Source organism: Kitasatospora sp. NPDC088351, from assembly GCF_040685575.1.
Classification (GTDB): Bacteria; Actinomycetota; Actinomycetes; order Streptomycetales; family Streptomycetaceae; genus Kitasatospora.
The window spans coordinates 137,099-159,771 of record NZ_JBFBIL010000012.1 but is presented as its reverse complement, the minus strand read 5'-3'; the positions used below and the strand labels follow the sequence as shown (position 1 = coordinate 159,771).

Annotated in this window: 23 protein-coding genes; 17 read left to right on the top strand and 6 right to left on the bottom strand. The window is 72.5% G+C overall.

Annotated features, from left to right (window positions below):
• The first annotated feature begins 186 nt into the window (after positions 1-186).
• From AB0P06_RS12720 to era, 12 genes are all read left to right on the top strand, one after another.
• On the top strand, positions 187-936 hold the full coding sequence (locus tag AB0P06_RS12720; RefSeq protein ID WP_363607246.1) for a 16S rRNA (uracil(1498)-N(3))-methyltransferase: 750 nt from the start codon (positions 187-189) through the stop codon (positions 934-936).
• 116 nt (positions 937-1,052) lie between these two features.
• Positions 1,053-4,301, top strand: coding sequence for a PDZ domain-containing protein (locus tag AB0P06_RS12715; RefSeq protein WP_363607245.1), 3,249 nt, complete (start codon positions 1,053-1,055; stop codon positions 4,299-4,301).
• Between the two features lie 216 nt (positions 4,302-4,517).
• Positions 4,518-4,871 (top strand): histidine triad nucleotide-binding protein, encoded by a 354-nt coding sequence (locus AB0P06_RS12710; protein WP_363607244.1) that lies wholly within the window; start codon positions 4,518-4,520, stop codon positions 4,869-4,871.
• Between the two features lie 4 nt (positions 4,872-4,875).
• Positions 4,876-5,799 (top strand): ribonuclease Z, encoded by a 924-nt coding sequence (locus AB0P06_RS12705; protein WP_363607243.1) that lies wholly within the window; start codon positions 4,876-4,878, stop codon positions 5,797-5,799.
• Positions 5,800-6,089: 290 nt separating this feature from the next.
• Complete coding sequence (locus AB0P06_RS12700; protein WP_363607251.1) at positions 6,090-7,109, top strand: PhoH family protein; 1,020 nt, start codon at positions 6,090-6,092, stop codon at positions 7,107-7,109.
• Between the two features lie 14 nt (positions 7,110-7,123).
• Positions 7,124-7,618, top strand: coding sequence for an rRNA maturation RNase YbeY (gene ybeY, locus AB0P06_RS12695; RefSeq protein WP_363439878.1), 495 nt, complete (start codon positions 7,124-7,126; stop codon positions 7,616-7,618).
• Positions 7,619-7,637: 19 nt separating this feature from the next.
• Positions 7,638-8,963, top strand: a complete 1,326-nt coding sequence (locus AB0P06_RS12690; protein WP_363607241.1) for a hemolysin family protein — start codon at positions 7,638-7,640, stop codon at positions 8,961-8,963.
• Between the two features lie 32 nt (positions 8,964-8,995).
• The gene (locus AB0P06_RS12685) at positions 8,996-9,232 is read left to right on the top strand and encodes a hypothetical protein (protein ID WP_363607239.1); all 237 of its coding nucleotides are present in this window, start codon (positions 8,996-8,998) and stop codon (positions 9,230-9,232) included.
• A gap of 73 nt (positions 9,233-9,305) precedes the next feature.
• Positions 9,306-9,845, top strand: a complete 540-nt coding sequence (locus tag AB0P06_RS12680) for a DUF4383 domain-containing protein (RefSeq protein WP_363607238.1) — start codon at positions 9,306-9,308, stop codon at positions 9,843-9,845.
• Positions 9,846-9,896: 51 nt separating this feature from the next.
• The gene (locus AB0P06_RS12675) at positions 9,897-10,250 is read left to right on the top strand and encodes a cytidine deaminase (RefSeq protein WP_363607236.1); all 354 of its coding nucleotides are present in this window, start codon (positions 9,897-9,899) and stop codon (positions 10,248-10,250) included.
• 143 nt (positions 10,251-10,393) lie between these two features.
• A complete protein-coding gene (locus AB0P06_RS12670) occupies positions 10,394-10,555 on the top strand; it encodes a hypothetical protein (protein WP_363607234.1) in 162 nt (53 codons plus the stop codon).
• A gap of 61 nt (positions 10,556-10,616) precedes the next feature.
• Entirely contained in the window at positions 10,617-11,546 is a 930-nt protein-coding gene (gene era, locus AB0P06_RS12665; RefSeq protein WP_363607233.1) for a GTPase Era, read from the top strand.
• A 79-nt stretch (positions 11,547-11,625) separates the two neighbouring features.
• Here era and AB0P06_RS12660 read toward each other — a convergent pair whose 3' ends face one another.
• Together AB0P06_RS12660 and AB0P06_RS12655 are read right to left on the bottom strand one after the other, a co-directional pair.
• A complete protein-coding gene (locus AB0P06_RS12660) occupies positions 11,626-11,892 on the bottom strand; it encodes a protealysin inhibitor emfourin (protein ID WP_363607231.1) in 267 nt (88 codons plus the stop codon).
• Between the two features lie 79 nt (positions 11,893-11,971).
• Positions 11,972-12,991: a M4 family metallopeptidase gene (locus AB0P06_RS12655; protein WP_363607229.1), complete on the bottom strand. Its 1,020-nt coding sequence runs from the start codon at positions 12,989-12,991 to the stop codon at positions 11,972-11,974.
• A 327-nt stretch (positions 12,992-13,318) separates the two neighbouring features.
• On the opposite strand from AB0P06_RS12655, the gene leuA reads away from it, so the two are divergent.
• The 4 genes from leuA to AB0P06_RS12635 all read left to right on the top strand — a co-directional run bounded on the left by leuA (position 13,319) and on the right by AB0P06_RS12635 (position 17,916).
• Positions 13,319-15,115: a 2-isopropylmalate synthase gene (gene leuA / locus AB0P06_RS12650; protein WP_363607228.1), complete on the top strand. Its 1,797-nt coding sequence runs from the start codon at positions 13,319-13,321 to the stop codon at positions 15,113-15,115.
• Between the two features lie 251 nt (positions 15,116-15,366).
• On the top strand, positions 15,367-16,059 hold the full coding sequence (locus tag AB0P06_RS12645) for a TerB family tellurite resistance protein (RefSeq protein ID WP_363607226.1): 693 nt from the start codon (positions 15,367-15,369) through the stop codon (positions 16,057-16,059).
• A 233-nt stretch (positions 16,060-16,292) separates the two neighbouring features.
• Complete coding sequence (gene recO, locus AB0P06_RS12640; RefSeq protein WP_363607225.1) at positions 16,293-17,039, top strand: DNA repair protein RecO; 747 nt, start codon at positions 16,293-16,295, stop codon at positions 17,037-17,039.
• 4 nt (positions 17,040-17,043) lie between these two features.
• A complete protein-coding gene (locus AB0P06_RS12635; protein ID WP_363607223.1) occupies positions 17,044-17,916 on the top strand; it encodes an isoprenyl transferase in 873 nt (290 codons plus the stop codon).
• A gap of 58 nt (positions 17,917-17,974) precedes the next feature.
• Here the strand turns inward: AB0P06_RS12635 and AB0P06_RS12630 are convergent, their stop codons facing one another.
• Genes AB0P06_RS12630 through AB0P06_RS12615 form a run of 4 tightly spaced genes read right to left on the bottom strand, consistent with a single transcriptional unit; the run spans position 17,975 to position 21,073 of the window.
• Positions 17,975-18,385 (bottom strand): Fur family transcriptional regulator, encoded by a 411-nt coding sequence (locus AB0P06_RS12630; protein ID WP_363607222.1) that lies wholly within the window; start codon positions 18,383-18,385, stop codon positions 17,975-17,977.
• A gap of 35 nt (positions 18,386-18,420) precedes the next feature.
• Positions 18,421-19,341, bottom strand: coding sequence for a metal ABC transporter permease (locus AB0P06_RS12625; protein WP_363607220.1), 921 nt, complete (start codon positions 19,339-19,341; stop codon positions 18,421-18,423).
• Positions 19,338-20,102, bottom strand: coding sequence for a metal ABC transporter ATP-binding protein (locus AB0P06_RS12620; protein ID WP_363607219.1), 765 nt, complete (start codon positions 20,100-20,102; stop codon positions 19,338-19,340). Before AB0P06_RS12620 ends, AB0P06_RS12625 begins: the two co-directional genes overlap by 4 nt.
• 17 nt (positions 20,103-20,119) lie before the next feature.
• Positions 20,120-21,073 carry a metal ABC transporter substrate-binding protein gene (locus AB0P06_RS12615; protein ID WP_363607217.1) on the bottom strand — a complete coding sequence of 318 codons (954 nt, stop codon included), beginning with the start codon at positions 21,071-21,073 and terminating at the stop codon, positions 20,120-20,122.
• A gap of 200 nt (positions 21,074-21,273) precedes the next feature.
• On the opposite strand from AB0P06_RS12615, the gene AB0P06_RS12610 reads away from it, so the two are divergent.
• Entirely contained in the window at positions 21,274-22,656 is a 1,383-nt protein-coding gene (locus AB0P06_RS12610; protein WP_363607215.1) for a glycine--tRNA ligase, read from the top strand.
• Positions 22,657-22,673: the final 17 nt, after the last annotated feature.

Sequence of the window (22,673 nt, the reverse complement as noted above, 5' to 3'; positions counted from 1 at the left end):
GCCGACCAGGGCTGGTGCCAGACCGCGGCCACGGGCGGCCAGCCGGTCGGCGCTCCAGCCCCCGCCGGGGGCGGCCGGCCTGCCGGTCCGCGCGCTCCCCGCGCCCCGTTCGCGGCCGCCGGCCCGCGCGGGGTCTCCCGCGCCGGCCGTCCGCCGGCCCCGTACCAGTCCCGGAGGGAAAGCCCCATGACCGCGCCCGTGTTCGTCGTCGAGACCGAGCGGATCGCCGCCGCCGTGCCCGGTGCGGTGGTCCGGCTGGACGGTCCCGAGGGGCGGCACGCCGCCGCCGTGAAGCGGCTGGAGCCGGGGGAGGCGGTGACGCTCGCGGACGGGCTGGGGCTCGGCGTGGACGGCACCGTCGCGGCGGTGCACGGCAAGGACGCCATCGAGGTGACCGTGGCCGCCGTCCGCCGGGAGCCCGAGCCGGCGCCGCGGATCGTCGTCGTCCAGGCGCTGCCCAAGGGCGACCGCGGCGAGCTGGCGGTGGAGACCATGACCGAGGTCGGTGTCGACGTGGTGATCCCGTGGGCCGCCTCCCGCTGCATCACCCAGTGGAAGGGCGACCGCGGCGCCAAGGCGCTCGCCAAGTGGCGGGCCACCGCCCGGGAGGCCGGCAAGCAGTCCCGCCGGCTGCGCTTCCCCGAGGTCCGCGACCCGATGACCACCCGGCAGCTGGCCCCCGTCCTGGCCGGCGCCGCGCTCGCCGCCGTGCTGCACGAGGAGGGCGCCCAGCCGCTGGCCGCGGCCGCGCTGCCCGCCGCCGGGGACATCGTGCTGGTGGTCGGCCCCGAGGGCGGCGTCTCGCCGGAGGAGCTGGCCGCCTTCGCCGAGGCCGGGGCCGCGCCCTACCGGCTCGGCCCGTCGGTGCTGCGCACCTCCACCGCCGGGGTCGCCGCCGGGGCCCTGCTGCTCGGCCGCAGCGGCCGCTGGGGCTGACCGGCGGGATCCGCCGGGCGGGTCGCGGAGGGTCGTGGCGGACCCGGTGGGTCGCGGCGGGTCGTGGTCCGTAAAAACCGGGGCGCGATGCCAGGGTCGGTGCCTAGGCTGACCGCGTGAGCGAACCTCGGAGCACCCCAGCGGGCGCGTACCTGCGCCACCCTCATCTGCACGGTGACCTGATCACCTTCGTCGCCGAGAACGACGTCTGGCTGGCCCCGCTGGACGGCGGCCGGGCCTGGCGGCTGACGGCCGATCACGTTCCGGTCCGCCGGCCGCGGTTCTCCCCGGACGGGCGGCACATCGCCTTCACCTCCACCCGGGACGGCGCGCCCGAGGTGCACGTCGCGCCGGTGGACGGCGGCCCGTCGCGCCGGCTGACGTACTGGGGCAGCGGCCAGACCCAGGTCCAGGGCTGGACGGCCGACGGCCGCCCGGTCGCCACCACCACCGCCGGGCAGGCCACCCTGCGCCGCACCTGGGCGCACGCGGTGCCGCTGGACGGCGGCGAGCCGGTCCGGCTGCCGTACGGGCCGATCGGCGGCCTGGCCCAGGAGCCGGGCGGGGAGCGGACGCTGCTGGTCTCGGCGTTCGGCGCGGAGCCCGCCTGGTGGAAGCGGTACCGGGGCGGCCGGGTCGGCAAGCTCTGGATCGGCCGGGACGAGTTCGCCCGGGTGCACGAGGCCCTGGACGGGCACATCGAGTCCCCGCTCTGGGTCGGCGGGCCGGACGGCTCCCGGATCGCCTTCCTCTCCGACCACGAGGGCGTCGGAGCGCTGTACTCCAGCCTTCCGGACGGCGGCGACCTGCGCCGCCACACCACCTCCCCGGACGGCTTCTACGCGCGCGGCGCCGCCACCGACGGCAGCCGGGTGGTCTGGCACAGCGCGGGCGACCTCTGGCTGCTGGACGACCTCGAAGGCGCCGAGCCGCGCCGCCTGGACATCCGGCTGGCCGGGCCGCGGGCCGGCCGCCGCCCCCGCCCGGTGGCGGCCGCGCACTGGCTGGAGAGCGCCGCCCCGGACCGCACCGGCCGGGCCGGCGCCGTGGTGGTGCGCGGCAGCGTGCACTGGCTGACCCACCGCGAGGGCCCGGCCCGGGTGCTGGCCGAGACGCCCGGGGTCCGCGGCCGGCTGGCCCGGGTGGTGCCGGGCGAGGACGGCGGGCAGGGCGTGCTCTGGGTGACGGACGCCGAGGGCGAGGACGCCCTCGAGTACGCCCCGGCGGTACTGGGCACCGAGCGCCGCAGGCTGGCCGCCGGGCGGCTGGGCCGGGTGCTCGGGCTGGAGGTCTCGCCGGACGGCAAGCAGGCGGCGGTCGCCGCGCACGACGGCCGGGTGCTGCTGGTCACGCTCGCCGACGGCACCGTGCACGAGCTGGCCCACAGCCGGGACGGCGAGGTCAGCGGGCTGGTGTTCAGCCCGGACTCGGCCTGGCTGGCCTGGTCCCGGCCGGTCCCCGGCCTGGGGTCGTGGTCGCTGCGGCAGATCGCGCTGGCCAACCTGGCCACCCGGACGGTCGGCGAGGTCACCCAGCAGCGGTTCGTCGACACCTCGCCGGCCTTCACCGCCGACGGGAAGCACCTGGCGTTCCTCTCGGTGCGCAGCTTCGACCCGGTCTACGACTCGCACGCCTTCGACCTGTCCTTCCCGAACGGCTGCCGCCCGTACCTGGTCACGCTGGCCGCCGACACACCGTCGCCGTTCGGGCCGCAGCGGGCCGGCCGCCCGGTCGGAGGCGAGGAGGAGGAGCCCAAGGGAAAGAAGGCGGACGGCGAGGAGGGCGCCGCCGACGCACCGCCCGCCACCCGGGTCGACCTGGACGGCATCGCCGACCGGATCGTGCCCTTCCCGGTCGAGGGCGGCCGGTTCGGCGACCTGAAGGCCGCCAAGGACGGCGTGCTCTGGACCAGGGTCCCGCTGATCGGTGAACTCGGCGACGAGGCGGCTTCGCTGGAGGACGAGCGGCCGCGCCCCACGCTGGAGCGGTTCGACTTCCGCAAGCGCCGCGCCGAGCAGCTGGTGGACGGCCTCGACTCCTTCGAGGTCAGCGGCGACGGCACCCGGCTGGCCGTCCTGGACGAGGGCGAGCTGCGGATCCTGCCCGCCGACCACAAGGCGTCCGGCGAGGACGACGAGATCGGCGTCGACCTCGCCCGGCTGCGGGTGACCGTCGATCCGGCGGCCGAGTGGCGGCAGATGTACGAGGAGAACGGCCGCCTGATGCGGGACAACTTCTGGCGTCCGGACCTCGGCGGGGTCGACTGGGCCGGCGTGCTGGAGCGCTACCGGCCGCTGCTGGACCGGCTCGGTTCGCACGACGACCTGGTGGACCTGCTCTGGGAGGTGCACGGCGAACTGGGCACCTCGCACGCCTACGTCCTGCCGCGCGGCATCCACGCCGAAGCCGCCCGCTGGCAGGGGCAGCTGGGCGCCGACCTGGTCAAGGACGGGGACGTCTGGCGGATCGCCCGCATCCTGCCCGGCGAGTCCTCCGACCCGCGGGCCCGCTCGCCGCTGGCCGCGCCGGGCGCCGCCGTCCGCCCGGGGGACGCCGTCCTGGCCGTCAACGGCCGCCCGGTGGACGCGGTCACCGGGCCCGCACCGCTGCTGGCCGGCACCGCCGGGCAGCCGGTCGAGCTCACCGTGGCGGGCAAGGACGGCACCGACCAGCGCCACCCGGTGATCGTCCCGCTCACCGACGAGGAGCCGCTGCGCTACCACGACTGGGTGGCCGGGCGGCGGGCCGCGGTGCGCGAGCTGTCCGGCGGGCGGCTCGGCTATCTGCACATCCCCGACATGCAGAGCGCCGGCTGGGCCCAGATCCACCGCGATCTGCGGTCGGAGATGGCCAAGGAGGGCGTGATCGTCGACATCCGGGAGAACCGCGGCGGCCACACCTCGCAGCTGGTGATCGAGAAGCTGGCCCGCCGGATCGTCGGCTGGGACGTCGCCCGGGACATCGCCAGCCCGGTGCCGTACCCGGGCGACGCCCCGCGCGGACCGATCGTGGCGCTGGCCAACGAGTTCTCCGGTTCGGACGGCGATGTCGTCAACGCCGCCATCCAGGCGCTCGGGCTCGGTCCGGTGGTCGGCACCCGGACCTGGGGCGGTGTGATCGGCATCGACAGCCAGTACAGCCTGGTCGACGGCACCCTGGTGACCCAGCCCAAGTACGCGTTCTGGACGGAGGGTTACGGCTGGGGCGTGGAGAACCACGGGGTCGACCCGGACGTCGAGGTGCCGATCGCCCCGCACCAGTGGGCGGCGGGGGAGGACCCGCAGCTGGCCGAGGGCGTGCGGATCGCCCTGGCCGCGCTGGCCGAGACCCCGGCGAGGACCGCGCCGCCGCTGCCCTGGGAGTGACCGCCGGGCGGCTCCGGCGGGGGACCGGCCCGGTCGGTCCCCCGCCGGGGGCGGTGCGGCCGCAGGACTACCAGCAGGCGACCGGGCGGCTCGGCTAGCATGCGGCCGTACGCCCGGACGGCGAACGCCCCGACGGCGCACCCGCCGGCGGCGGACGCCCCGACACCGCAAGCCCCGACACCGCAAGCCCCGACCTGCGAACACGAGGAGACCCCGATGGCCGGCGAGCCGCAGCCCGACTGCCTGTTCTGCAAGATCGTGGCGGGCGAGATCCCGGCCACCGTGGTGCGCAAGACCGAGCGCACCCTCGCCTTCCGGGACATCAGCCCGAAGGCCCCGACCCACGTCCTGGTCATCCCGCACGTCCACTACCCGAACGCCGCCGCCCTGGCCGCCGCCGAGCCGGAGATCGCCGGTGAACTGCTCGCCGAGGCCGGCGAGGTGGCCAGGGAGGAGGGCATCGAGGACTACCGGCTGATCTTCAACACCGGTGCGGGCGCGGGCCAGACCGTCTTCCACGCCCACGTCCACGTGCTCGGCGGCAAGCCGATGACCGAGCGCATGGTCTGACGACGTGTCGCAGCGCGAACTCGTCGTCCTCGGCACCGCTAGCCAGGTGCCCACCCGGCACCGCAACCACAACGGCTACCTGCTGCGCTGGGACGGCGAGGGCCTGCTGTTCGACCCCGGCGAGGGCACCCAGCGCCAGATGCTGCACGCCGGGGTCTCCGCCACCCAGCTCACCCGGATCGCCGTCACGCACTTCCACGGCGACCACAGCCTGGGCCTCGCCGGGGTCATCCAGCGGATCAACCTGGACCGCGTCCCGCACCCGGTGGACGTCTACTTCCCGGCCTCCGGCGAGGTCTACTTCGAGCGGCTGCGGTACTCCACCGCCTTCCACGAGACGGCCGTGCTGCGCCCCCGCCCGATCGAGGAGTCCGGCCCGCTGCCCGCGCCCGGTGCCCGCTTCGCGCTGGACGCCGTCCGGCTCTCGCACCCCGTCGAGTCCTTCGGCTACCGGCTCACCGAGCCCGACGGCCGCCGGCTCGTCCCCGAGCGGCTCGCCGCCTTCGGCATCGCCGGCCCGGACGTCGGCCGGCTCCAGCACCACGGCGTGATCGAGGCGGACGGCCGGCGGATCACCCTGGACCAGGTCAGCGAACCCCGGCCCGGGCAGCGGTTCGCCTTCGTGATGGACACCCGGCTCTGCGAGGGCGTCCACGAACTCGCCGAGGGCGCCGACCTGCTGGTCATCGAGTCGACCTTCACCGACGCCGACACCCGGCTCGCCGAGGACCACGGCCATCTCACCGCGGGCCAGGCCGCCAAGGTCGCCGCCGAGGCCGGGGTCCAGACCCTCGTCCTGACCCACTTCTCGCAGCGCTACCCCGACCTCGGACAGCATCTCGCCGACGCCCGCAAGCACTTCGACGGCACCGTGGTGCTCGCCGAGGACCTCACCCGGGTACCCGTACCGGCCAGACGCCGGCCGTGACCGGACGCGAGCGGGCCCGGGCCCGGCCGGAAAACCGCTCGCGCCGTCCCCCGATCTGCCGCAGCATCGACGCGTGCGGCCCCGCCGCCCGCCGCAGCGATCACGCTCGCGGCGTACCCTGGTGCCCCGGAGAGACCGAGCGGCACCACGAGACACGGATGGGATGAGGCAGGCCCCAGCGCCGACCTATGAGTGACACATCGCAGACCCGTACGAACGGACTGTCGCGCCCCGAACCGGCCGACGACGACCGCACCAGCGCCCGGATCGTCATCCCCGAGAAGCATCCGATGGTCACCCTGCTCGGCACCGCGGACTCGCTGCTGCGCGTGATCGAGCGGGGCTTCCCCGCCGCCGACATCCACGTCCGCGGCAACGAGGTGACCGCCACCGGGGAGCGCGCCGAGGTCGCCCTCGTCCAGCAGCTCTTCAGCGAGATGATGCTGGTGCTGCGCACCGGCCAGCCCCTGACGGAGGACTCGGTGGAGCGTTCCATCGCCATGCTCCGGAGCGCCGTGGACAATCCGGACAGCCCGGCGCCGTCCCAGGTGTTCACCGCGAACATCCTGTCCAACCGCGGCCGCACCATCCGCCCCAAGACCCTCAACCAGCAGCGTTACGTCGAGGCGATCGACCGGCACACCATCGTCTTCGGCCTCGGCCCGGCCGGTACCGGCAAGACCTACCTCGCGATGGCCAAGGCCGTCCAGGCCCTCCAGGCCAAGGAGGTCAACCGGATCATCCTGACCCGCCCGGCCGTCGAGGCGGGGGAGCGGCTGGGCTTCCTGCCCGGCACCCTCTTCGAGAAGATCGACCCGTACCTGCGCCCGCTCTACGACGCGCTGCACGACATGATGGACCCGGACTCCATCCCCCGCCTGATGGCCGCCGGGACGATCGAGGTCGCCCCGCTCGCCTACATGCGCGGCCGTACCCTCAACGACGCCTTCATCATCCTGGACGAGGCCCAGAACACCTCGCCCGAGCAGATGAAGATGTTCCTCACCCGCCTCGGGTTCAACTCCCGGGTGGTGGTCACCGGCGACACCAGCCAGATCGACCTCCCGGGCGGCACCCGCAGCGGCCTCAAGGTCGTCCAGGAGATCCTGGCCGACGTGCCCGACATCCACTTCTCCGTCCTCACCAGCACCGACGTGGTCCGCCACAAGCTGGTCGGCCGGATCGTGGACGCGTACGAGCGCTGGGACGCCCGGCAGGAGACCGACGAGAACGTTCCGTCGGCCCCCCGCAAGCCCACCCAGCGGCGCGGCTCACGCGCACCCCGACAGTCCCATCGCACCGAAAGCTGAGTAACCAGCCCGTCATGTCGATCGACATCGCCAACGAGTCCGGTTGGGACGCTGACGAGGAAGCCATCCTCGACGTCGCCCGCTACGCACTGGACAAGATGCGGATCCACCCGCAGTCCGAACTGTCCGTGATCCTGGTGGACGGTGCGGCGATGGAGGAGCTGCACATCCAGTGGATGGATCTCCCGGGCCCCACCGATGTGATGTCCTTCCCCATGGACGAGCTGCGCCCCGGCAAGGAGGGCGAGGAGCTGCCGCAGGGCCTGCTCGGCGACATCGTGCTCTGCCCCGAGGTCGCCGAGCAGCAGGGCAAGGCGGCCCCGTCCAAGCACTCGATGGACGAGGAGCTGCAGCTGCTCACCGTCCACGGGGTGCTGCACGTCCTCGGTTACGACCACGAGGAGCCCGAGGAGGAGGAGGAGATGTTCGCCCTCCAGAAGCGGATCCTGGACGACTGGCGGGCGGGCCGCGGCCTCGGCGGCATCTCGCCGGCCCCCACCACCCACTGAGCGGGGAGCCCGAACCCCTGTGAGTGGTGAGAGTACGAGCTTCATCATCGGTGCCGTGCTGCTCGTCGTCCTCGGCTGGCTGGCCGCGTGCGCCGAGGCGGGCATCTCCCGGGTCTCCCGGTTCCGGGCCGAGGAGGCCGTCCGGGCCGGGCGGCGCGGCTCGGCCCGGCTGCTGACCCTGGCCTCCGACCCGATCCGCTACCTCAACCTGGCCACCCTGATCCGGGTGGCCAGCGAGATGGCCGCGGCCGTCCTGGTCACCGTGGTCTGCGTGCGCAACCTGGAGACCACCTGGCAGGCCGTGCTGCTGGCGTTCGGTGTGATGGTGCTGGTGTCCTTCGTGGCGGTCGGCGTCTCGCCGCGCACGATCGGGCGCCAGCACCCGCTGACCACCGCCACCGCGGCCTCCTTCGTGCTGCTGCCGCTGGCCGGCGTCCTCGGCCCGATCCCGCGGCTGCTGATCCTGCTCGGCAACGCGCTCACCCCGGGCAAGGGGTACCGGGAGGGGCCGTTCGCCTCCGAGGCGGAGCTGCGGGCGCTGGTGGACCTCGCCGAGAAGAACGACGTGATCGAGGACGAGGAGCGCCGGATGGTGCACTCCGTCTTCGAGCTCGGTGACACCATCGTGCGCGAGGTGATGGTGCCGCGCACCGACCTGGTGATGATCGAGCGGCACAAGACCGTCCGGCAGGCGCTCACCCTGGCGCTGCGCTCCGGCTTCTCGCGCATCCCGGTGGTCGGCGACAACGAGGACGACGTGGTCGGCATCGTCTACCTCAAGGACCTCGTGCGGCGCACCCACATCAACCGGGACGCCGAGTCCGAGGAGGTCGGCGACGCGATGCGGCCGGCCGTCTTCGTCCCGGACTCCAAGCCGGCCGCCGACCTGCTGCGCGAGATGCAGCAGCGGCGCTCGCACGTGGCGATCGTGATCGACGAGTACGGCGGCACGGCCGGGCTGGTCACCATCGAGGACATCCTGGAGGAGATCGTCGGCGAGATCACCGACGAGTACGACCGGGAGATCGCGCCGGTCGAGGACCTCGGGGACGGCTCGTACCGGATCACCGCCCGCCTGCTGGTCGAGGACCTCGGCGAGCTGTTCGGCATCGAGCTGGAGGACGAGGACGTCGAGACCGTCGGCGGCCTGCTGGCCAAGCACCTCGGCCGGGTGCCGATCCCGGGCTCGTCCTGCGAGATCCCGCTGCCCGAGGACGCGGCCACCGGCCTCACCGCGATCAGGCTCACCGCCGAGAGCTCGGCCGGGCGCCGCAACCGCATCGGCTCCATGGTCGCCATCCCGGTCCGCGGGGCGGGCGAGGGCACCCCGGAGGCCGGCGAGTAGCGGGGGTGCCGCAGCGGGGCGACGATGGCGTCATGACTCATCTACTGCGTGCGGAGTACGGCCCGCAGGGGCGGTCGGCCGGGGCGAGGTCCTGGCACGTCGTCCGGGCCGCCGAACCCGCGACGGCCCTCTGCGGCCGCACGATGGACACCGACGCCGAGACGCGGCCGGAGGAGGAGTGGGGTACCGGCCTGCGGTGCTGCCAGCAGTGCGGCTCGCTGTACATGCACGAGGTGCCGCACATGCAGGGGGAAAACCCGTACAGCTAGGCCCGCCGTGCGCGGCTCCGGGAGCGGAGTAGCGTGGAGTGCGGCCGTCTGACGTCCCATGGTGGAGGTCACCATGAAGCTGCAAGACGAACTGCCCGTCGACCACCGGCTCGCCGTGGTCTGGCGGATCGGCGCGGGGCTCGGCGGGATCTTCCTGATCGTGTTCGGGATCCTGGGGCTGCTGAACCATCCGGGCTTCCTGTCCACCCACGGCAACGAGGTGGCCGGGCTGTCGACCAACGGGGCGCTGAGCATCCTCTCCATCGTGATGGGCGGTGTCCTGCTCGCCGGTGCGATGATCGGCGGGAACTTCGCCTCCAACCTGAACATGGCGGTCGGCGGGCTCTTCGTGCTCTCCGGCTTCTACGGTCTGACGGTGCTCGGCCGGCCGGAGGCCAACATCCTCAACTTCCGCATGTCCAACGTGCTGTTCGCGTTCATCTTCGGGCTGGTCGTGCTGAGCTTCGGCATGTACGGCAGGGTCAGCAGTCATCTGCCGCACGACAACCCGTACTGGCGCCGGCGCAGTGACGAGGAGGAGCCGATGCCGTCCGGGCCGAAGACCTTCGTCAAGGTCATGAAGCCGGGGCCGTCCAACCCGATCGGCCACTGACGGCCGGGAGCGGCGGGTTTCCGCCGGGGGCCACGCCCTATGCTCGGCGGCATGAGTGACATCGTCGAGCTCGACCCCGAAGACAAGAAGATCATCACCCTGGCCCGCTCCGCCCGCGCCCGCAACGGCGTCCCGGAGGGGGCCGCGGTGCGCGACGAGACCGGCCGCACCTATGTGGCCGGGACGGTGGCGCTGGAGTCGCTGCGGCTCAGCGCGCTCCAGACGGCGGTGGCGATGGCGGTGGCCAGCGGCGCGAAGTCGCTGGAGGCGGCGGCCGTGGTGAGCGCGGCGGAGCAGCCCGCCGAGGCCGACCTGGCCGCCGTGCGGGACCTCGGCGGCGCCGGGACGCCGGTGCTGCTGGCCGGGCTGGACGGGGCGCTGAAGGTGGCGGCCGAGGCCCGCTGAGCGGCGTTGCCGAAAGGCGCCCGGGTGGGGACCCGGGCGCCTTTCGCATGAGCGGTGGCACCGGCCGAAGGCCCACCAAATTCGGCGGATAATCTCACCGGGGACGGGGTCGGGGTGAGGGTCGTGCCGAGGGGGCTGGGGAGATGGGGCCGTTCGCGTTCTTCGCGGGGCTGCTGCTGGGCGTGATGGGGATGGGCAAGTGGCAGGAGACCGGCTCGCCGTACTGGCTCTGGGGCTCGGTCGCGTTCCTGTCGCTCGTGCTGATCATGGGATTGGCCTCGCTGCGCGGCGGCAGGAAGGGCTGACCGCGGGCCCGGCGGGGCGGCCGGTCCGTTCCGGTCCCGGTGATCAGGGAGAATGGAGCGCATGAGTGCCCCTTCCTCCTCGTACCGCTCCGGCTTCGCGTGCTTCGTCGGCCGGCCCAACGCGGGCAAGTCGACCCTGACCAACGCCCTGGTGGGGACGAAGGTCGCGATCACCTCCGACCGCCCGCAGACCACCCGGCACACCGTTCGCGGCATCGTGCACCGCCCGGACGCCCAGCTGATCCTGGTCGACACGCCCGGCCTGCACAAGCCCCGCACCCTGCTCGGCGAGCGGCTCAACGACCTCGTCCGCAGCACCTGGGCCGAGGTCGACGTGATCGGCTTCTGCCTCCCCGCCGACCAGAAGCTCGGCCCCGGCGACAAGTTCATCGCCAAGGAACTCGCCGAGATCAAGAAGACCCCCAAGGTGGCCATCGTCACCAAGACCGACCTGGTCGACTCCAAGCGCCTGGCCGAGCAGCTGATCGCCGTCCACCAGCTCGGCGAGGAGCTGGGCATCGAGTGGGCCGAGATCATCCCGGTCTCGGCAGTCGGCGGCAAGCAGGTGGAGCTGGTCGCCGACCTGCTCACCAAGCTGCTCCCGGAGGGCATGCCGCTCTACCCGGACGGCGACCTCACCGACGAGCCCGAGCAGATCATGGTCGCCGAGCTGATCCGGGAGGCCGCGCTGGAGGGCGTCCGGGACGAACTGCCGCACTCGCTGGCCGTGGTGGTCGAGGAGATGCTCCCGCGCGAGGACCGCCCGGCGGACCGCCCGCTGCTGGACATCCACGCCAACGTCTACGTCGAGCGGCAGAGCCAGAAGGCGATCGTGATCGGCGCCAAGGGCTCGCGACTCAAGCACGTCGGCACCACCGCCCGCAAGCACATCGAGGCGCTGCTCGGCACGCCCGTCTACCTGGACCTGCACGTCAAGGTGGCCAAGGACTGGCAGCGCGACCCGAAGCAGCTGCGCAAGCTGGGCTTCTGAGCCACCGGCCGTGAGGGCCCGTCCGGACACCGTCCGGGCGGGCCCTTCGCATGGCGGAACGATGGTCGCCGCGCCGGTGCTACGCGCCCTCGCGCAGCACCAGCGAGACCAGCTCGCGTTGCGACTCGGTGAGTTTCGGGTCGGCGCAGTGCACCGTCCGGCCGTCGACGGTGATCTCGTAGTGGAAGCCGTCCGGCACCCCGTACGAGGGCGACCGCAGCCCGCCCGCGACGGCCTCGCGGGCGAGCGCGTGGACGTGCGGGGCGTCCGTACGCTCGGTGGTGTCGAGCTCCGCGCGGCGGACGTGTCCCGCGAAGCCGCCGGTCCGGGTCACCTGGATACGCATGGTGTCCATGGTGCTACGCAGGGATGGCGTTTGCCGGGCTTTTCCCGGACCGTGACCTTAGGGAGAACCTAAGCGCGGCTCAACCCGTGCTGATGCCGACCTGCGCCCAGGCCGCCGTCACGGTGTCGGCCACCGAGTGGTCGGGATAACGGCTCGCGGCGGCCGCGACGGTGGCCCGGGCGAAGGTGGCGAAGTCGGCGTCGGCGGGCAGGTGCCCGCCGGTCAGCGTGTCGTACCAGATCCGCCCGGCGCGCTCCCAGGCCGGGCCGCCGAGGGCGGTGGCGAGCAGGTAGAAGGCGTGGTTGGGGATGCCGGAGTTGATGTGCACGCCGCCGTTGTCCCCGGCGGTGTGGACGTAGTCGCGGAAGTGGGCCGGCTGCGGGTCCTTGCCGAGCCGGGGGTCGTCGTACGCGGTGCCGGGCGCCCTCATCGAGCGCAGCGCCACGCCCTGGACACCGGGCGCGAGCAGCCCGGCGCCGATCAGCCAGTCCGCGGCGGCCGCGTCCTGGTGCAGCGCGTACTGCTTGACCAGCGAGCCGAACACGTCGGAGACGGACTCGTTGAGCGCGCCGGGCTGGTCCTGGTAGTCCAGGCCGGCGGTGAACTGGGTGACACCGTGGGTGAGTTCGTGGCCGATCACGTCGACGCAGGCGGTGAAGTCGCCGAAGATCACGTTGTCGCCGTCGCCGAACACCATCCGGTGCCCGTCCCAGAAGGCGTTGTCGTAGTCCCTGCCGTAGTGCACGGTGGCGTCCAGGCGCAGGCCCTGGTCGTCGATCGAGCGGCGGCCGTAGACGTCGGCGTACAGCGCGAAGGTGGCGCCGAGGCCGTCGTAGGCGTGGTTGACGGACTGGTCGGAGACGGGGCTCTGGCCCTCCCGGCGGACGGTGCGGCCGGGCAGTCGCTCGGCGTGCCCGGCGTCCGCGATCACCCGCTCCAGGCGGGCCGGGCCGGGTTGCGCCGGAAGGGCGGTGAGGCGGGCCGTGCGGTGCACGGCGTCCAGGGCGAGTGAGCGGGCGGCGGGGGCGTGACCGTCCTCGGCGAGGCGGTCCAGGACGTACGGCGGCACGATCGCGCAGAGCGGCGCTATACCTGTCATGTGACCAAGGGTGAGGCAACAGTGACGTGTTGTCACCGGTGTGGACGAAAATACCCGCCGTCTCAAGGGGTGGAAAGGTGGGTGGGCTCGCTTCGGGGGCGCGCGGCCCTGGGTTACGCTGGGGAACATCATGCGCAACGGGCTGCTCCTTCTTAGCTGCCGCGTCGAGGGCCTGTAGTCCACTGGGGCCGGCTCCCTCGCCGCGGGGATGTGCTGCGCGTTGAATCGGTCGGCCCGACGAGGGGCCGCGAGCGGCAGCAGGCCGGCCAGTCGGGTGTTCATCCACCCCGACCAGCCCCGCACCACAGGAAGCCGAGAGTCACCTCCATGACCGAGCAGAACTCCACCGCGTCCGTCCCCGCCGCCCGCGCCTTCGCCGGCCGCCCGACCCCGATCACCGCCGCCACCGCGCGCCAGCGGCCGTCGGGCATGCGCCACGGCCGCTACCTGCCGTTCGGCACCGTCGACCTGCCGGACCGCACCTGGCCGTCGAAGGTGATCACCAAGGCGCCGCGCTGGCTCTCCACCGACCTGCGGGACGGCAACCAGGCGCTGATCGACCCGATGTCCCCGGCCCGCAAGCGCAAGATGTTCGACCTGCTGGTCGCGATGGGCTACAAGGAGATCGAGGTCGGCTTCCCGTCCTCCGGCGCCACCGACCACGCCTTCGTCCGCTCGCTGATCGAGGAGGGGGCGATCCCCGAGGACGTCACCATCTCGGTGCTGACGCAGGCCCGCGAGGAACTGATCGAGAAGACCGTCGAGTCGCTGGTCGGCGCCCCCCGGGCGACCGTCCACCTGTACAACGCGACCGCGCCGCTCTTCCGCCGGGTGGTGTTCCGCAACGACAAGGCGGCCACCAGGGCGATCGCCACCGACGGCACCCGGCTGGTGATGGAGTACGCGGAGAAGCTGCTGGGCGACGACACCGTCTTCGGCTACCAGTACTCGCCGGAGATCTTCGTCGACACCGAGCTGGACTTCGCGCTGGAGGTCTGTGAGGCGGTCATGGACGTCTGGCAGCCCGGCGAGGGCCGCGAGATCATCCTGAACCTGCCGGCCACCATCGAGCGGGCCACCCCGAACGTCCAGGCCGACCAGTTCGAGTGGATGTCGCGCAACCTGTCGCGCCGCGAGCACGTCTGCCTGTCGGTGCACCCGCACAACGACCGCGGCACCGCCGTCGCCTCCGCCGAACTGGCCTACATGGCGGGCGCCGACCGCATCGAGGGCTGCCTGTTCGGCCAGGGCGAGCGCACCGGCAACGTCGACCTGGTCACCCTGGGCATGAACCTGTTCTCCCAGGGCGTCGACCCGCAGATCGACTTCTCCGACATCGACGAGGTGCGCCGCACCGCCGAGTACTGCAACCAGATGGAGGTGCACCCGCGCCACCCGTACGCCGGCGACCTGGTGTACACCTCCTTCTCCGGCTCGCACCAGGACGCCATCAAGAAGGGCTTCGACACCCTGGAGGCGGACGCCAGGGCGGCCGGCGTGCCGGTGGAGGAGCACACCTGGGGCGTGCCGTACCTGCCGATCGACCCGAAGGACGTCGGCCGCACCTACGAGGCGGTCATCCGGGTCAACAGCCAGTCCGGCAAGGGCGGGGTGGCGTACGTCCTGAAGAACGACCACAAGCTGGACCTGCCGCGCCGGATGCAGATCGAGTTCTCCCGGATCATCCAGGCCAAGACCGACGCCGAGGGCGGCGAGGTCACCCCGGCCGCGATCTGGGCGGTCTTCCAGGACGAGTACCTGCCGACCACCGACAACCCGTGGGGCCGGATCGCGCTGAGCGGCTCGCGCAGCCTGACCACCGAGGACGGCCGGGACGCGCTGAGCGCCGAGGCCCAGGTGGACGGTGCGCCCGTCACCCTGACCGGTACCGGCAACGGCCCGGTCTCCGCCTTCGCCGACGCGCTGGCCCAGATCGGCGTGGACGTACGGGTGCTGGACTACGCCGAGCACGCGCTGAGCGAGGGCGGCGACGCCCAGGCCGCCGCGTACGTCGAGTGCGCCGTGGACGGCAAGGTGCTGTGGGGCGTGGGCATCGACGGCAACACCGTGCTGGCCTCGCTGAAGGCGATGATCAGCGCCGTCAACCGGGCGCAGCGCGGGTAGTTCGTACGAGTGGTAGTCGACGGGCCGTCCTCCGGGGCGGCCCGTCGCCGTCGAGGTCCGGGCTCCGGCGGGCGGTTGTGTCCTGCACCACATTTTTTCGTGACGGAAGCCGTTCGGGGTACTGACACGTGCCGGTAACCATGGCAGCATCGATCCACCGGAAAACCGGGTCGGTGGGACGGCCTCGGTGTCCGGTCGCGTGACCTGCCCATTGTTGAGCAGGCCGCCTGCCATGTCTGGGGAGTGGCGCCGTGACAGGGTTGTGGGGAGTCCGCCCGCGGTGGCGGACCGACGTTCTCGGTGACTTCTTCTGTCCAGGCTGCGGCGGGGACCGCAACTACCGCCGGCAGCACGGCCGGCGGTGGCTGCGGCTGCTGGGTACACCGGTGCTCCCGCTCGGCCCGGTCGTCGGCAGTGTGCAGTGCACCTCCTGCCGTGGCCGGTACGGGGTGGAGAGCCTCGAACAGCCCACCTGCGTCCGGCTCGGCGGGATGCTGCGGGACGCCCAGTACACGATCGCGCTCGCCCTGCTGGCGGCCGGCGGCACCGCGCACCGGGCGGCCCGCGAGGCGGCCTGTGCGGCCGTCCGGGAGGCCGGCTTCGAGGACTGCGGCGAGGCCCAGGTGCTGGCCGCGCTCGCCGCGCTCTCCGGCCTCGGCGGCGAACTCTCCGAGGCCCACGACCTGGGGGCACCGCCCGGCCGGGGGCTGGGGGAGGTCGGCGGCCTGGCCGCGGAACTGCACGCGGTGCTCGAACCGCTCGCCCCGTACCTGGCCCACCAGGGCCGGGAACGGCTGCTGCTGCAGGGCGCGGCGATCGCCCTGGCCGACGGGCGCTACCTGCCGCACGAGCGCGACGCGCTGGCCGCGGTCGGGCGCTGCCTCGACCTGCCGCAGGCGCGCGTCGGGGCGCTGCTGGAGGCGGCCACCCGCGCTCCGTACTAGGGCCCGGCGCCGCCCCGGCGCCGCCGCACGTGCGGCACCCCGAAGACGAGACCCTCGGCACCAGTCACCCTCAGACCCCCACAAACCGGGCCCACCCCCCCTCCGGGCCCGCCGTGTCCCGCACCGACCGGTCACCCCCCCCACGACCGCGGTGCGGGCACACGGCTGCCGTCGTTCCTGGGGGACAATGGGGGGATGTCCACACTGTTCGACGGCCGCGGCGAGGCCGTGGCATGAGCCTGTTCCGGGACGACGGCGTGGTGTTGCGGGCCCAGAAGCTCGGCGAGGCCGACCGGATCATCACCCTGCTCACCCGCCAGCACGGCAAGGTGCGCGCGGTGGCGCGCGGGGTGCGCAGGACCAAGTCCAAGTTCGGCGCCCGGCTGGAGCCGTTCTCGCACGTGGACGTCCAGTTCTTCAGCCGGGGGAGTGAGCTGATCGGCCGCGGGTTGCCGCTCTGCACCCAGGTGGAGACGATCGCCCCGTACGGCGGCTCGATCGTCACCGACTACGGCCGCTACACGGCCGGGACGGCCATGCTGGAGACGGCGGAACGGTTCGCCGAGAACGAGGGCGAACCGGCCGTCCAGCAGTATCTGCTGCTGGTCGGGGGGCTGCGGACGCTCGCCGCCGGGCTGCACGAGTCGCACCTGGTGCTGGACGCCTTCCTGCTGCGCTCGCTGGCCGTCAACGGCTACGGCGCGAGCTTCACCGACTGTGCCAAGTGCGGCCTGGACGGCCCGAACCGGTTCTTCTCGCTCCAGGCGGGCGGCGTGCTCTGCGGGGACTGCCGGGTCCCCGGATGTGCCGTACCCTCCCCTGAGACACTGGTACTGCTCGGGGCGCTGTTGTCAGGGGACTGGCAGACGGCCGACACCTGCGAGCCGAGGTACTGGCGGGAGGGCAGCGGCCTGGTCGCGGCCTATCTGCAGTGGCACCTGGAGCGGGGCATCCGCTCGATGAGATACGTGGAGAAGTGAGCACATGGCAGCGCGACGGCTCTTCGGCGGCGGCAAGCAGAGGGACTACCTCCCCCCGACCCCGCATCCCAGTGGAGCCCAGCCCCCCAAGATCCCCGGTGAGCTGGTCCCGGGCCACGTCGCCATCGTGATGGACGGCAACGGCCGCTGGGCCAAGGAGCGCGGGCTGCCGCGCACCGAGGGCCACAAGGTCGGCGAGTCCGTGGTGCTGGACGTGCTCAAGGGCGCGATCGAGCTGGGCGTGAAGAACATCTCGCTGTACGCGTTCTCCACCGAGAACTGGAAGCGCTCGCCCGACGAGGTGAAGTTCCTGATGAACTTCAACCGGGACGTCATCCACCGCCGCCGCGACGAGATGGACGCGATGGGCGTCCGGGTCCGCTGGGCCGGCCGGATGCCCAAGCTGTGGAAGAGCGTCGTCCAGGAGCTCCAGGTCGCCGAGGAGCAGACCAAGGACAACGACGCCGTGACGCTCTACATGTGCGTCAACTACGGCGGCCGGGCCGAGATCGCGGATGCCGCGGCGGCCATCGCGGCCGATGTCGCGGCCGGGAAGCTGGACCCGAAGAAGGTCAACGAGAAGACCCTCGCCAAGTACATGTACCACTCGGACATGCCGGACGTGGACCTCTTCCTGCGCCCCAGCGGCGAGCAGCGCACCTCCAACTTCCTGCTCTGGCAGTCCGCGTACGCCGAGTTCGTGTTCCAGGACGTGCTCTGGCCGGACTTCGACCGCCGCGACCTCTGGCGGGCCTGCGAGCAGTACGCGATGCGCGACCGCCGCTTCGGCGGCGCGCAGCCCAACGAGCTCCCGGCCGACGGAACGGCCGACGAGACGGCCGACGAGACGGCCGCCGGGCTGCCCGCCCAGCGCTGACGCGGTACGCCGAAGGGCCCGTGGGACGTGTCCCACGGGCCCTTCGGCGTGGTGCGGATCAGATCTTCTTGGCGCACTCCGAGCAGGTGCCGAAGATCTCCAGGGTGTGCGCGATGTCGCTGAAACCGTGCTCCGCGGCGACCGAGTTGGCCCAGCGCTCCACGGCCGGCCCCTCGACCTCGACGGTCGCGCCGCACTGCCGGCAGACCAGGTGGTGGTGGTGCCCGCTGCTGCACCGCCGGTAGACCGCCTCGCCGTCCGCGGTGCGCAGCACGTCCACCTCGCCCGCGTCGGCGAGCGACTGGAGGGTGCGGTAGACCGTGGTCAGACCGACCGAGTCACCGCGGTGCTTCAGCATGTCGTGGAGCTCCTGCGCGCTGCGGAAATCCTCGATCTCGTCCAGGGCCGCCGAGACGGCGGCACGCTGCCGGGTCGATCGGGCGCGCGGCGACGGGCCTGCGGTGGTCACCGTGGGTCCTCCTGGGGGTGTGGGCGTCGAACACCTCATTGTGCCAGCCCCGCCCCCCGGTCAGGACTGGTCGCGTCGGACGTACCGGGCCCGGGCAGTTGGACGTCGCAGACCTCCGGTCCGCGGTCGGCGGCGGTCCGGTGCCGGCGGCGGGCGAGCGGGGCGGCGATCACGCTGAACACCGCGAACACCGCGATGGCGAGCAGCACGATGGCCGGACCCGAGGGGACGTCCAGCTGGTAGGAGCCGGTGACGCCGGCCAGGGCGACCACCACGCCGAGCCCGATCGAGGCGGCCTGGGTGGCGGCGAACGAGCGGGTGAGCTGCTGGGCGGCCACCACCGGCACCACCATCAGGGCGCTGACCAGCAGCAGCCCGACCACGCGCATGGCGACGGTGACGGTGACCGCGGCCATCACCGCGAGCAGCAGGTTGAGGAAGCGCACCGGGAGGCCGGTCACCCGCGCGAAGTCCTCGTCCTGGCAGATCGCGAAGAGCTGGCGGCGCAGGCCCACGGTGACGGCGATGACCACGGCGCCGAGCGCCGCGATGGTGGCGAGGTCGGCGGGGGCGACGGTCAGGATGGAGCCCCAGAGGTAGCTCTCCAGGCTGCCGGCGCCGGCCTGGGCGGACATCGAGACCAGCAGCTTGCCGCAGGCCATGCCGCCGTAGAAGAGCATCGCCAGGGCGATGTCGCCGCGCTGGTTGCCGCGCGAGCGGACCAGCTCCATGGTGACGGCGCCGAGCACGCAGACCAGCACGGCCATCCAGACCGGGCTGGTCTGGAAGATGAAGCCGAGGCCGACACCGGTCATCGCGACGTGGCCCATGCCGTCACCCATCAGCGCCTGCCGCCGCTGCACCAGGTAGATGCCGACGGCGGGCGCGGTGACACCGACCAGGACGGCGGCGAGCAGGGCGCGCTGCATGAAGTCGTAGGAGAGCATCTCGGTCATGCGAGCAGCCTCGGCGGGGTGTGGTCGGCGTGCGGGTGGACGTGGTCGTGGCCGGGCAGGGCGTGCAGCCCGGTGTTCGGGACCGGCGGGCCGTCGTGTGCGACGCAGCCGTCGCGCAGCACCACCGCGCGGTCGATAAGCGGCTCCAGCGGCCCGAGTTCGTGCAGGACCAGCAGGACGGCGGCGCCGCGGCCGACCTCGGCGCGCAGCGTCTCGGCGAGCACCTGCTGGCTGGCGGCGTCCACCCCGGCCATCGGCTCGTCCATGATCAGCAGGTCGGGGGTGCCGACCAGGGCGCGGGCGATCAGCACCCGCTGCTGCTGGCCGCCGGAGAGGTCGGCGACGCCGTCGCCGGCCCGGTCCAGCATGCCGACGGCGGTGAGCGCGCGGTCCACCGCCTCGCGGTCCCGGCGGCGGAACGGCAGCAGCCGGTGCTGCGGCAGCCGTCCGGTGGAGACCACCTCGCGCACGGTGGCGGGGACGCCGGAGGCGGCGGTGGTGCGCTGCGGCACGTAGCCGATCCGGTGCCAGGCGCGGAACCTGGCGAACGGGGTGCCGAACAGCTCCAGGTCGCCGCGCTCCAGCGGGACGGAGCCGATCACGGTCTTGACGGTGGTGGACTTGCCGGAGCCGTTGGCGCCGAGCAGGGCGACCACCTCGCCGGGCCGCACCGTGAGGTCGATGCCGCGCAGTACGGGCCGGCCGCCGCGCGAGGCGACGGCGTCGCGGAGGCGGACGGCCGGGGGTATCGGGTCGTTCATGGCGTGCTGTCGTCCCGTCAGCCGGTGGTGGTGCCGAGCGCGGCCCGCAGGTTGGCGAGGTTCTGCCGCATCACCGTCAGGTAGTCGTCCTTCGAGGGGTCCTTGACGCCCTCCAGCGGGTCCAGGACGGCGGTCTTGAGTCCGAGGTCCTTCGCCACCGTCTCGGCGAGCTTGGGGCTGACCAGGGTCTCGAAGAAGATCGTGGTGACGCCGTTCTCCCCGGCGGCCTTCTGCACCTCGGCCAGCCGGGCCGGGGTGGGCTCGGACTCCGGGTCCACGCCGTTGATGGCGACCTGGGTGAGGCCGTAGTGCTCGGCGAGGTAGCCGAAGGCGGCGTGGCTGGTGACGAAGGTCCTGGTCTTCGCGTCCTTCAGGCCGTCCCGGAACTCCTGGTCCAGGGTGGTCAGCCTGCCGACCAGCTCGTCGGTGTTCTTCTGGTAGTCGGCCGCGTGCGCCGGGTCGGCCTTGGCGAACTCGGCGCCGACGCTCTTGGCGACCGCCGCGTAGCGGGTCGGGTCGAGCCAGATGTGCGGATCCCCGGCCGGGCCCTCGTGGTGGTGGCCGTCGGCCTCCTCGGTGTCCTCGTCGAGGTGGTGGTCGACCAGCGGGGCGGCGGCGGTGGCGTCGACCACGTGCTTGGCCTTGGACTGGTCGACGGCCTGGTCCACGGTGGGCTGGAGGCCCTTGAGGTAGACGATCGCGTCGGCCTTCTGGACGGCGCCGACCTGCTTGGCGGTGAGCTCCAGGTCGTGCGGCTCGACGCCGGCCGCGGTCAGATCGGTGACCTTGACGTGCTCGCCGCCGATCTGCGCGGCGAGGAACTCCATCGGGTAGAAGGAGGCGACGACATCCAGCTTGCCGTCCGTCCCCTTGGCGCTGCTGCTTCCGCCACAGGCCGTGAGCAGGAGGGTGGCGGAGAGGGCGGTGGCGGTCAGGGCTATGGAGCCGCGGGCATGTCGTCGGATCATCATGACAACCATTCTCATCTTCAGTGGAAATGATTGTCAACTCACTCGGGCGGCGTAGCGCCCGGGCCGCCGGACGCGGCGCGCCGCTGGTCGGGACGGCGATACCGAGTTGAACCCGGTACCCGTTCGGCCGGTAACCTGAGGTATTCGGGTACGCGCAACCAGCCGTGCCCTGACCGTGCCGTCGTACTGAAGAGAGCACTGTGGCCGCCGACAAGATCGAGACGATCGTCAGCCTGAGCAAGCGCCGTGGCTTCGTCTACCCCTGCAGCGAGATCTATGGCGGCACGCGTGCCGCCTGGGACTACGGACCGCTGGGTGTCGAGCTGAAGGAGAACATCAAGCGCCAGTGGTGGCGCGCGATGGTCCAGGCTCGGGAGGACGTCGTCGGACTCGACTCCTCGGTGATCCTCGCCCGTGAGGTCTGGGAGGCATCCGGCCACGTCGCCACCTTCAACGACCCGCTGACCGAGTGCCTCTCCTGCCACAAGCGCCACCGGGCCGACCACCTGGAGGAGAAGTACGAGGCCAAGCACGGCCACCTGCCGGCCAACGGCCTCAAGGACATCAACTGCCCCGACTGCGGCACCAAGGGCTCCTTCACCGAGCCCAAGGAGTTCTCGGGCATGCTGAAGACCCACCTCGGCGTCACCGAGGAGGCCGGCAGCCTGGCGTACCTGCGCCCGGAGACGGCCCAGGGCATCTTCACCAACTTCAAGGCCGTCCAGACCACCTCGCGCAAGAAGCCGCCGTTCGGCATCGCCCAGACCGGCAAGAGCTTCCGCAACGAGATCACCCCCGGCAACTTCATCTTCCGCACCCGCGAGTTCGAGCAGATGGAGATGGAGTTCTTCGTCAAGCCGGGCGAGGACGAGCAGTGGCACGAGTACTGGCTCCAGCAGCGCTGGGACTGGTACGTCGACCTCGGCCTGCGGACCGAGAACATGCGCTTCTTCGAGCACCCGAAGGAGAAGCTCTCCCACTACGCCAAGCGCACGGTGGACATCGAGTACCGCTTCAACTTCGGCGGCCAGGAGTTCTCCGAGCTGGAGGGCCTCGCCAACCGCACCGACTACGACCTGCGGGTGCACAGCGAGGCCTCCGGCCAGGACCTGAAGTACTTCGACCAGGAGTCCGGCGAGCGGTACTTCCCGTACGTCATCGAGCCGGCGGCGGGCCTCAACCGCGCCATGCTGGCCTTCCTGCTCGACGCCTACTTCGAGGACGAGGCGCCGAACGCCAAGGGCGTCCTGGAGAAGCGCGTCGGCATGCGGCTCGACCCGCGGCTGGCCCCGGTCAAGGTGGCCGTGCTGCCGCTGTCGCGCAACGCCGACCTCTCGCCGAAGGCCCGCGGCCTGGCCGCCGACCTGCGCACCGCGTGGAACGTCGAGTTCGACGACGCGGGCGCGATCGGCAAGCGCTACCGCCGCCAGGACGAGATCGGCACGCCGTTCTGCGTCACCGTCGACTTCGACACCCTTGAGGACAACGCGGTGACCGTGCGCGAGCGCGACACCATGTCGCAGGAGCGCGTCTCGCTCGACCAGGTGAAGTCCTACCTGGCCGCCCGCCTGATCGGCTGCTGACGACCGTCGGCTCCGGG

What these genes read in the sequence shown, in the direction of transcription:
- AB0P06_RS12680 (WP_363607238.1), top strand. Translation starts at nt 9,306, where the DNA reads ATGAAGCTGCAAGACGAACTGCCCGTCGACCACCGGCTCGCCGTGGTC.
- AB0P06_RS12615 (WP_363607217.1), bottom strand. Translation starts at nt 21,073, where the DNA reads ATGATGATCCGACGACATGCCCGCGGCTCCATAGCCCTGACCGCCACC.
- era (WP_363607233.1), top strand. Translation starts at nt 10,617, where the DNA reads ATGAGTGCCCCTTCCTCCTCGTACCGCTCCGGCTTCGCGTGCTTCGTC.
- AB0P06_RS12655 (WP_363607229.1), bottom strand. Translation starts at nt 12,991, where the DNA reads ATGACAGGTATAGCGCCGCTCTGCGCGATCGTGCCGCCGTACGTCCTG.
- ybeY (WP_363439878.1), top strand. Translation starts at nt 7,124, where the DNA reads ATGTCGATCGACATCGCCAACGAGTCCGGTTGGGACGCTGACGAGGAA.
- AB0P06_RS12675 (WP_363607236.1), top strand. Translation starts at nt 9,897, where the DNA reads ATGAGTGACATCGTCGAGCTCGACCCCGAAGACAAGAAGATCATCACC.
- AB0P06_RS12635 (WP_363607223.1), top strand. Translation starts at nt 17,044, where the DNA reads ATGGCAGCGCGACGGCTCTTCGGCGGCGGCAAGCAGAGGGACTACCTC.
- recO (WP_363607225.1), top strand. Translation starts at nt 16,293, where the DNA reads ATGAGCCTGTTCCGGGACGACGGCGTGGTGTTGCGGGCCCAGAAGCTC.
- AB0P06_RS12625 (WP_363607220.1), bottom strand. Translation starts at nt 19,341, where the DNA reads ATGACCGAGATGCTCTCCTACGACTTCATGCAGCGCGCCCTGCTCGCC.
- AB0P06_RS12660 (WP_363607231.1), bottom strand. Translation starts at nt 11,892, where the DNA reads ATGCGTATCCAGGTGACCCGGACCGGCGGCTTCGCGGGACACGTCCGC.
- AB0P06_RS12620 (WP_363607219.1), bottom strand. Translation starts at nt 20,102, where the DNA reads ATGAACGACCCGATACCCCCGGCCGTCCGCCTCCGCGACGCCGTCGCC.
- leuA (WP_363607228.1), top strand. Translation starts at nt 13,319, where the DNA reads ATGACCGAGCAGAACTCCACCGCGTCCGTCCCCGCCGCCCGCGCCTTC.
- AB0P06_RS12700 (WP_363607251.1), top strand. Translation starts at nt 6,090, where the DNA reads ATGGTCACCCTGCTCGGCACCGCGGACTCGCTGCTGCGCGTGATCGAG.
- AB0P06_RS12720 (WP_363607246.1), top strand. Translation starts at nt 187, where the DNA reads ATGACCGCGCCCGTGTTCGTCGTCGAGACCGAGCGGATCGCCGCCGCC.
- AB0P06_RS12685 (WP_363607239.1), top strand. Translation starts at nt 8,996, where the DNA reads ATGACTCATCTACTGCGTGCGGAGTACGGCCCGCAGGGGCGGTCGGCC.
- AB0P06_RS12670 (WP_363607234.1), top strand. Translation starts at nt 10,394, where the DNA reads ATGGGGCCGTTCGCGTTCTTCGCGGGGCTGCTGCTGGGCGTGATGGGG.
- AB0P06_RS12710 (WP_363607244.1), top strand. Translation starts at nt 4,518, where the DNA reads ATGGCCGGCGAGCCGCAGCCCGACTGCCTGTTCTGCAAGATCGTGGCG.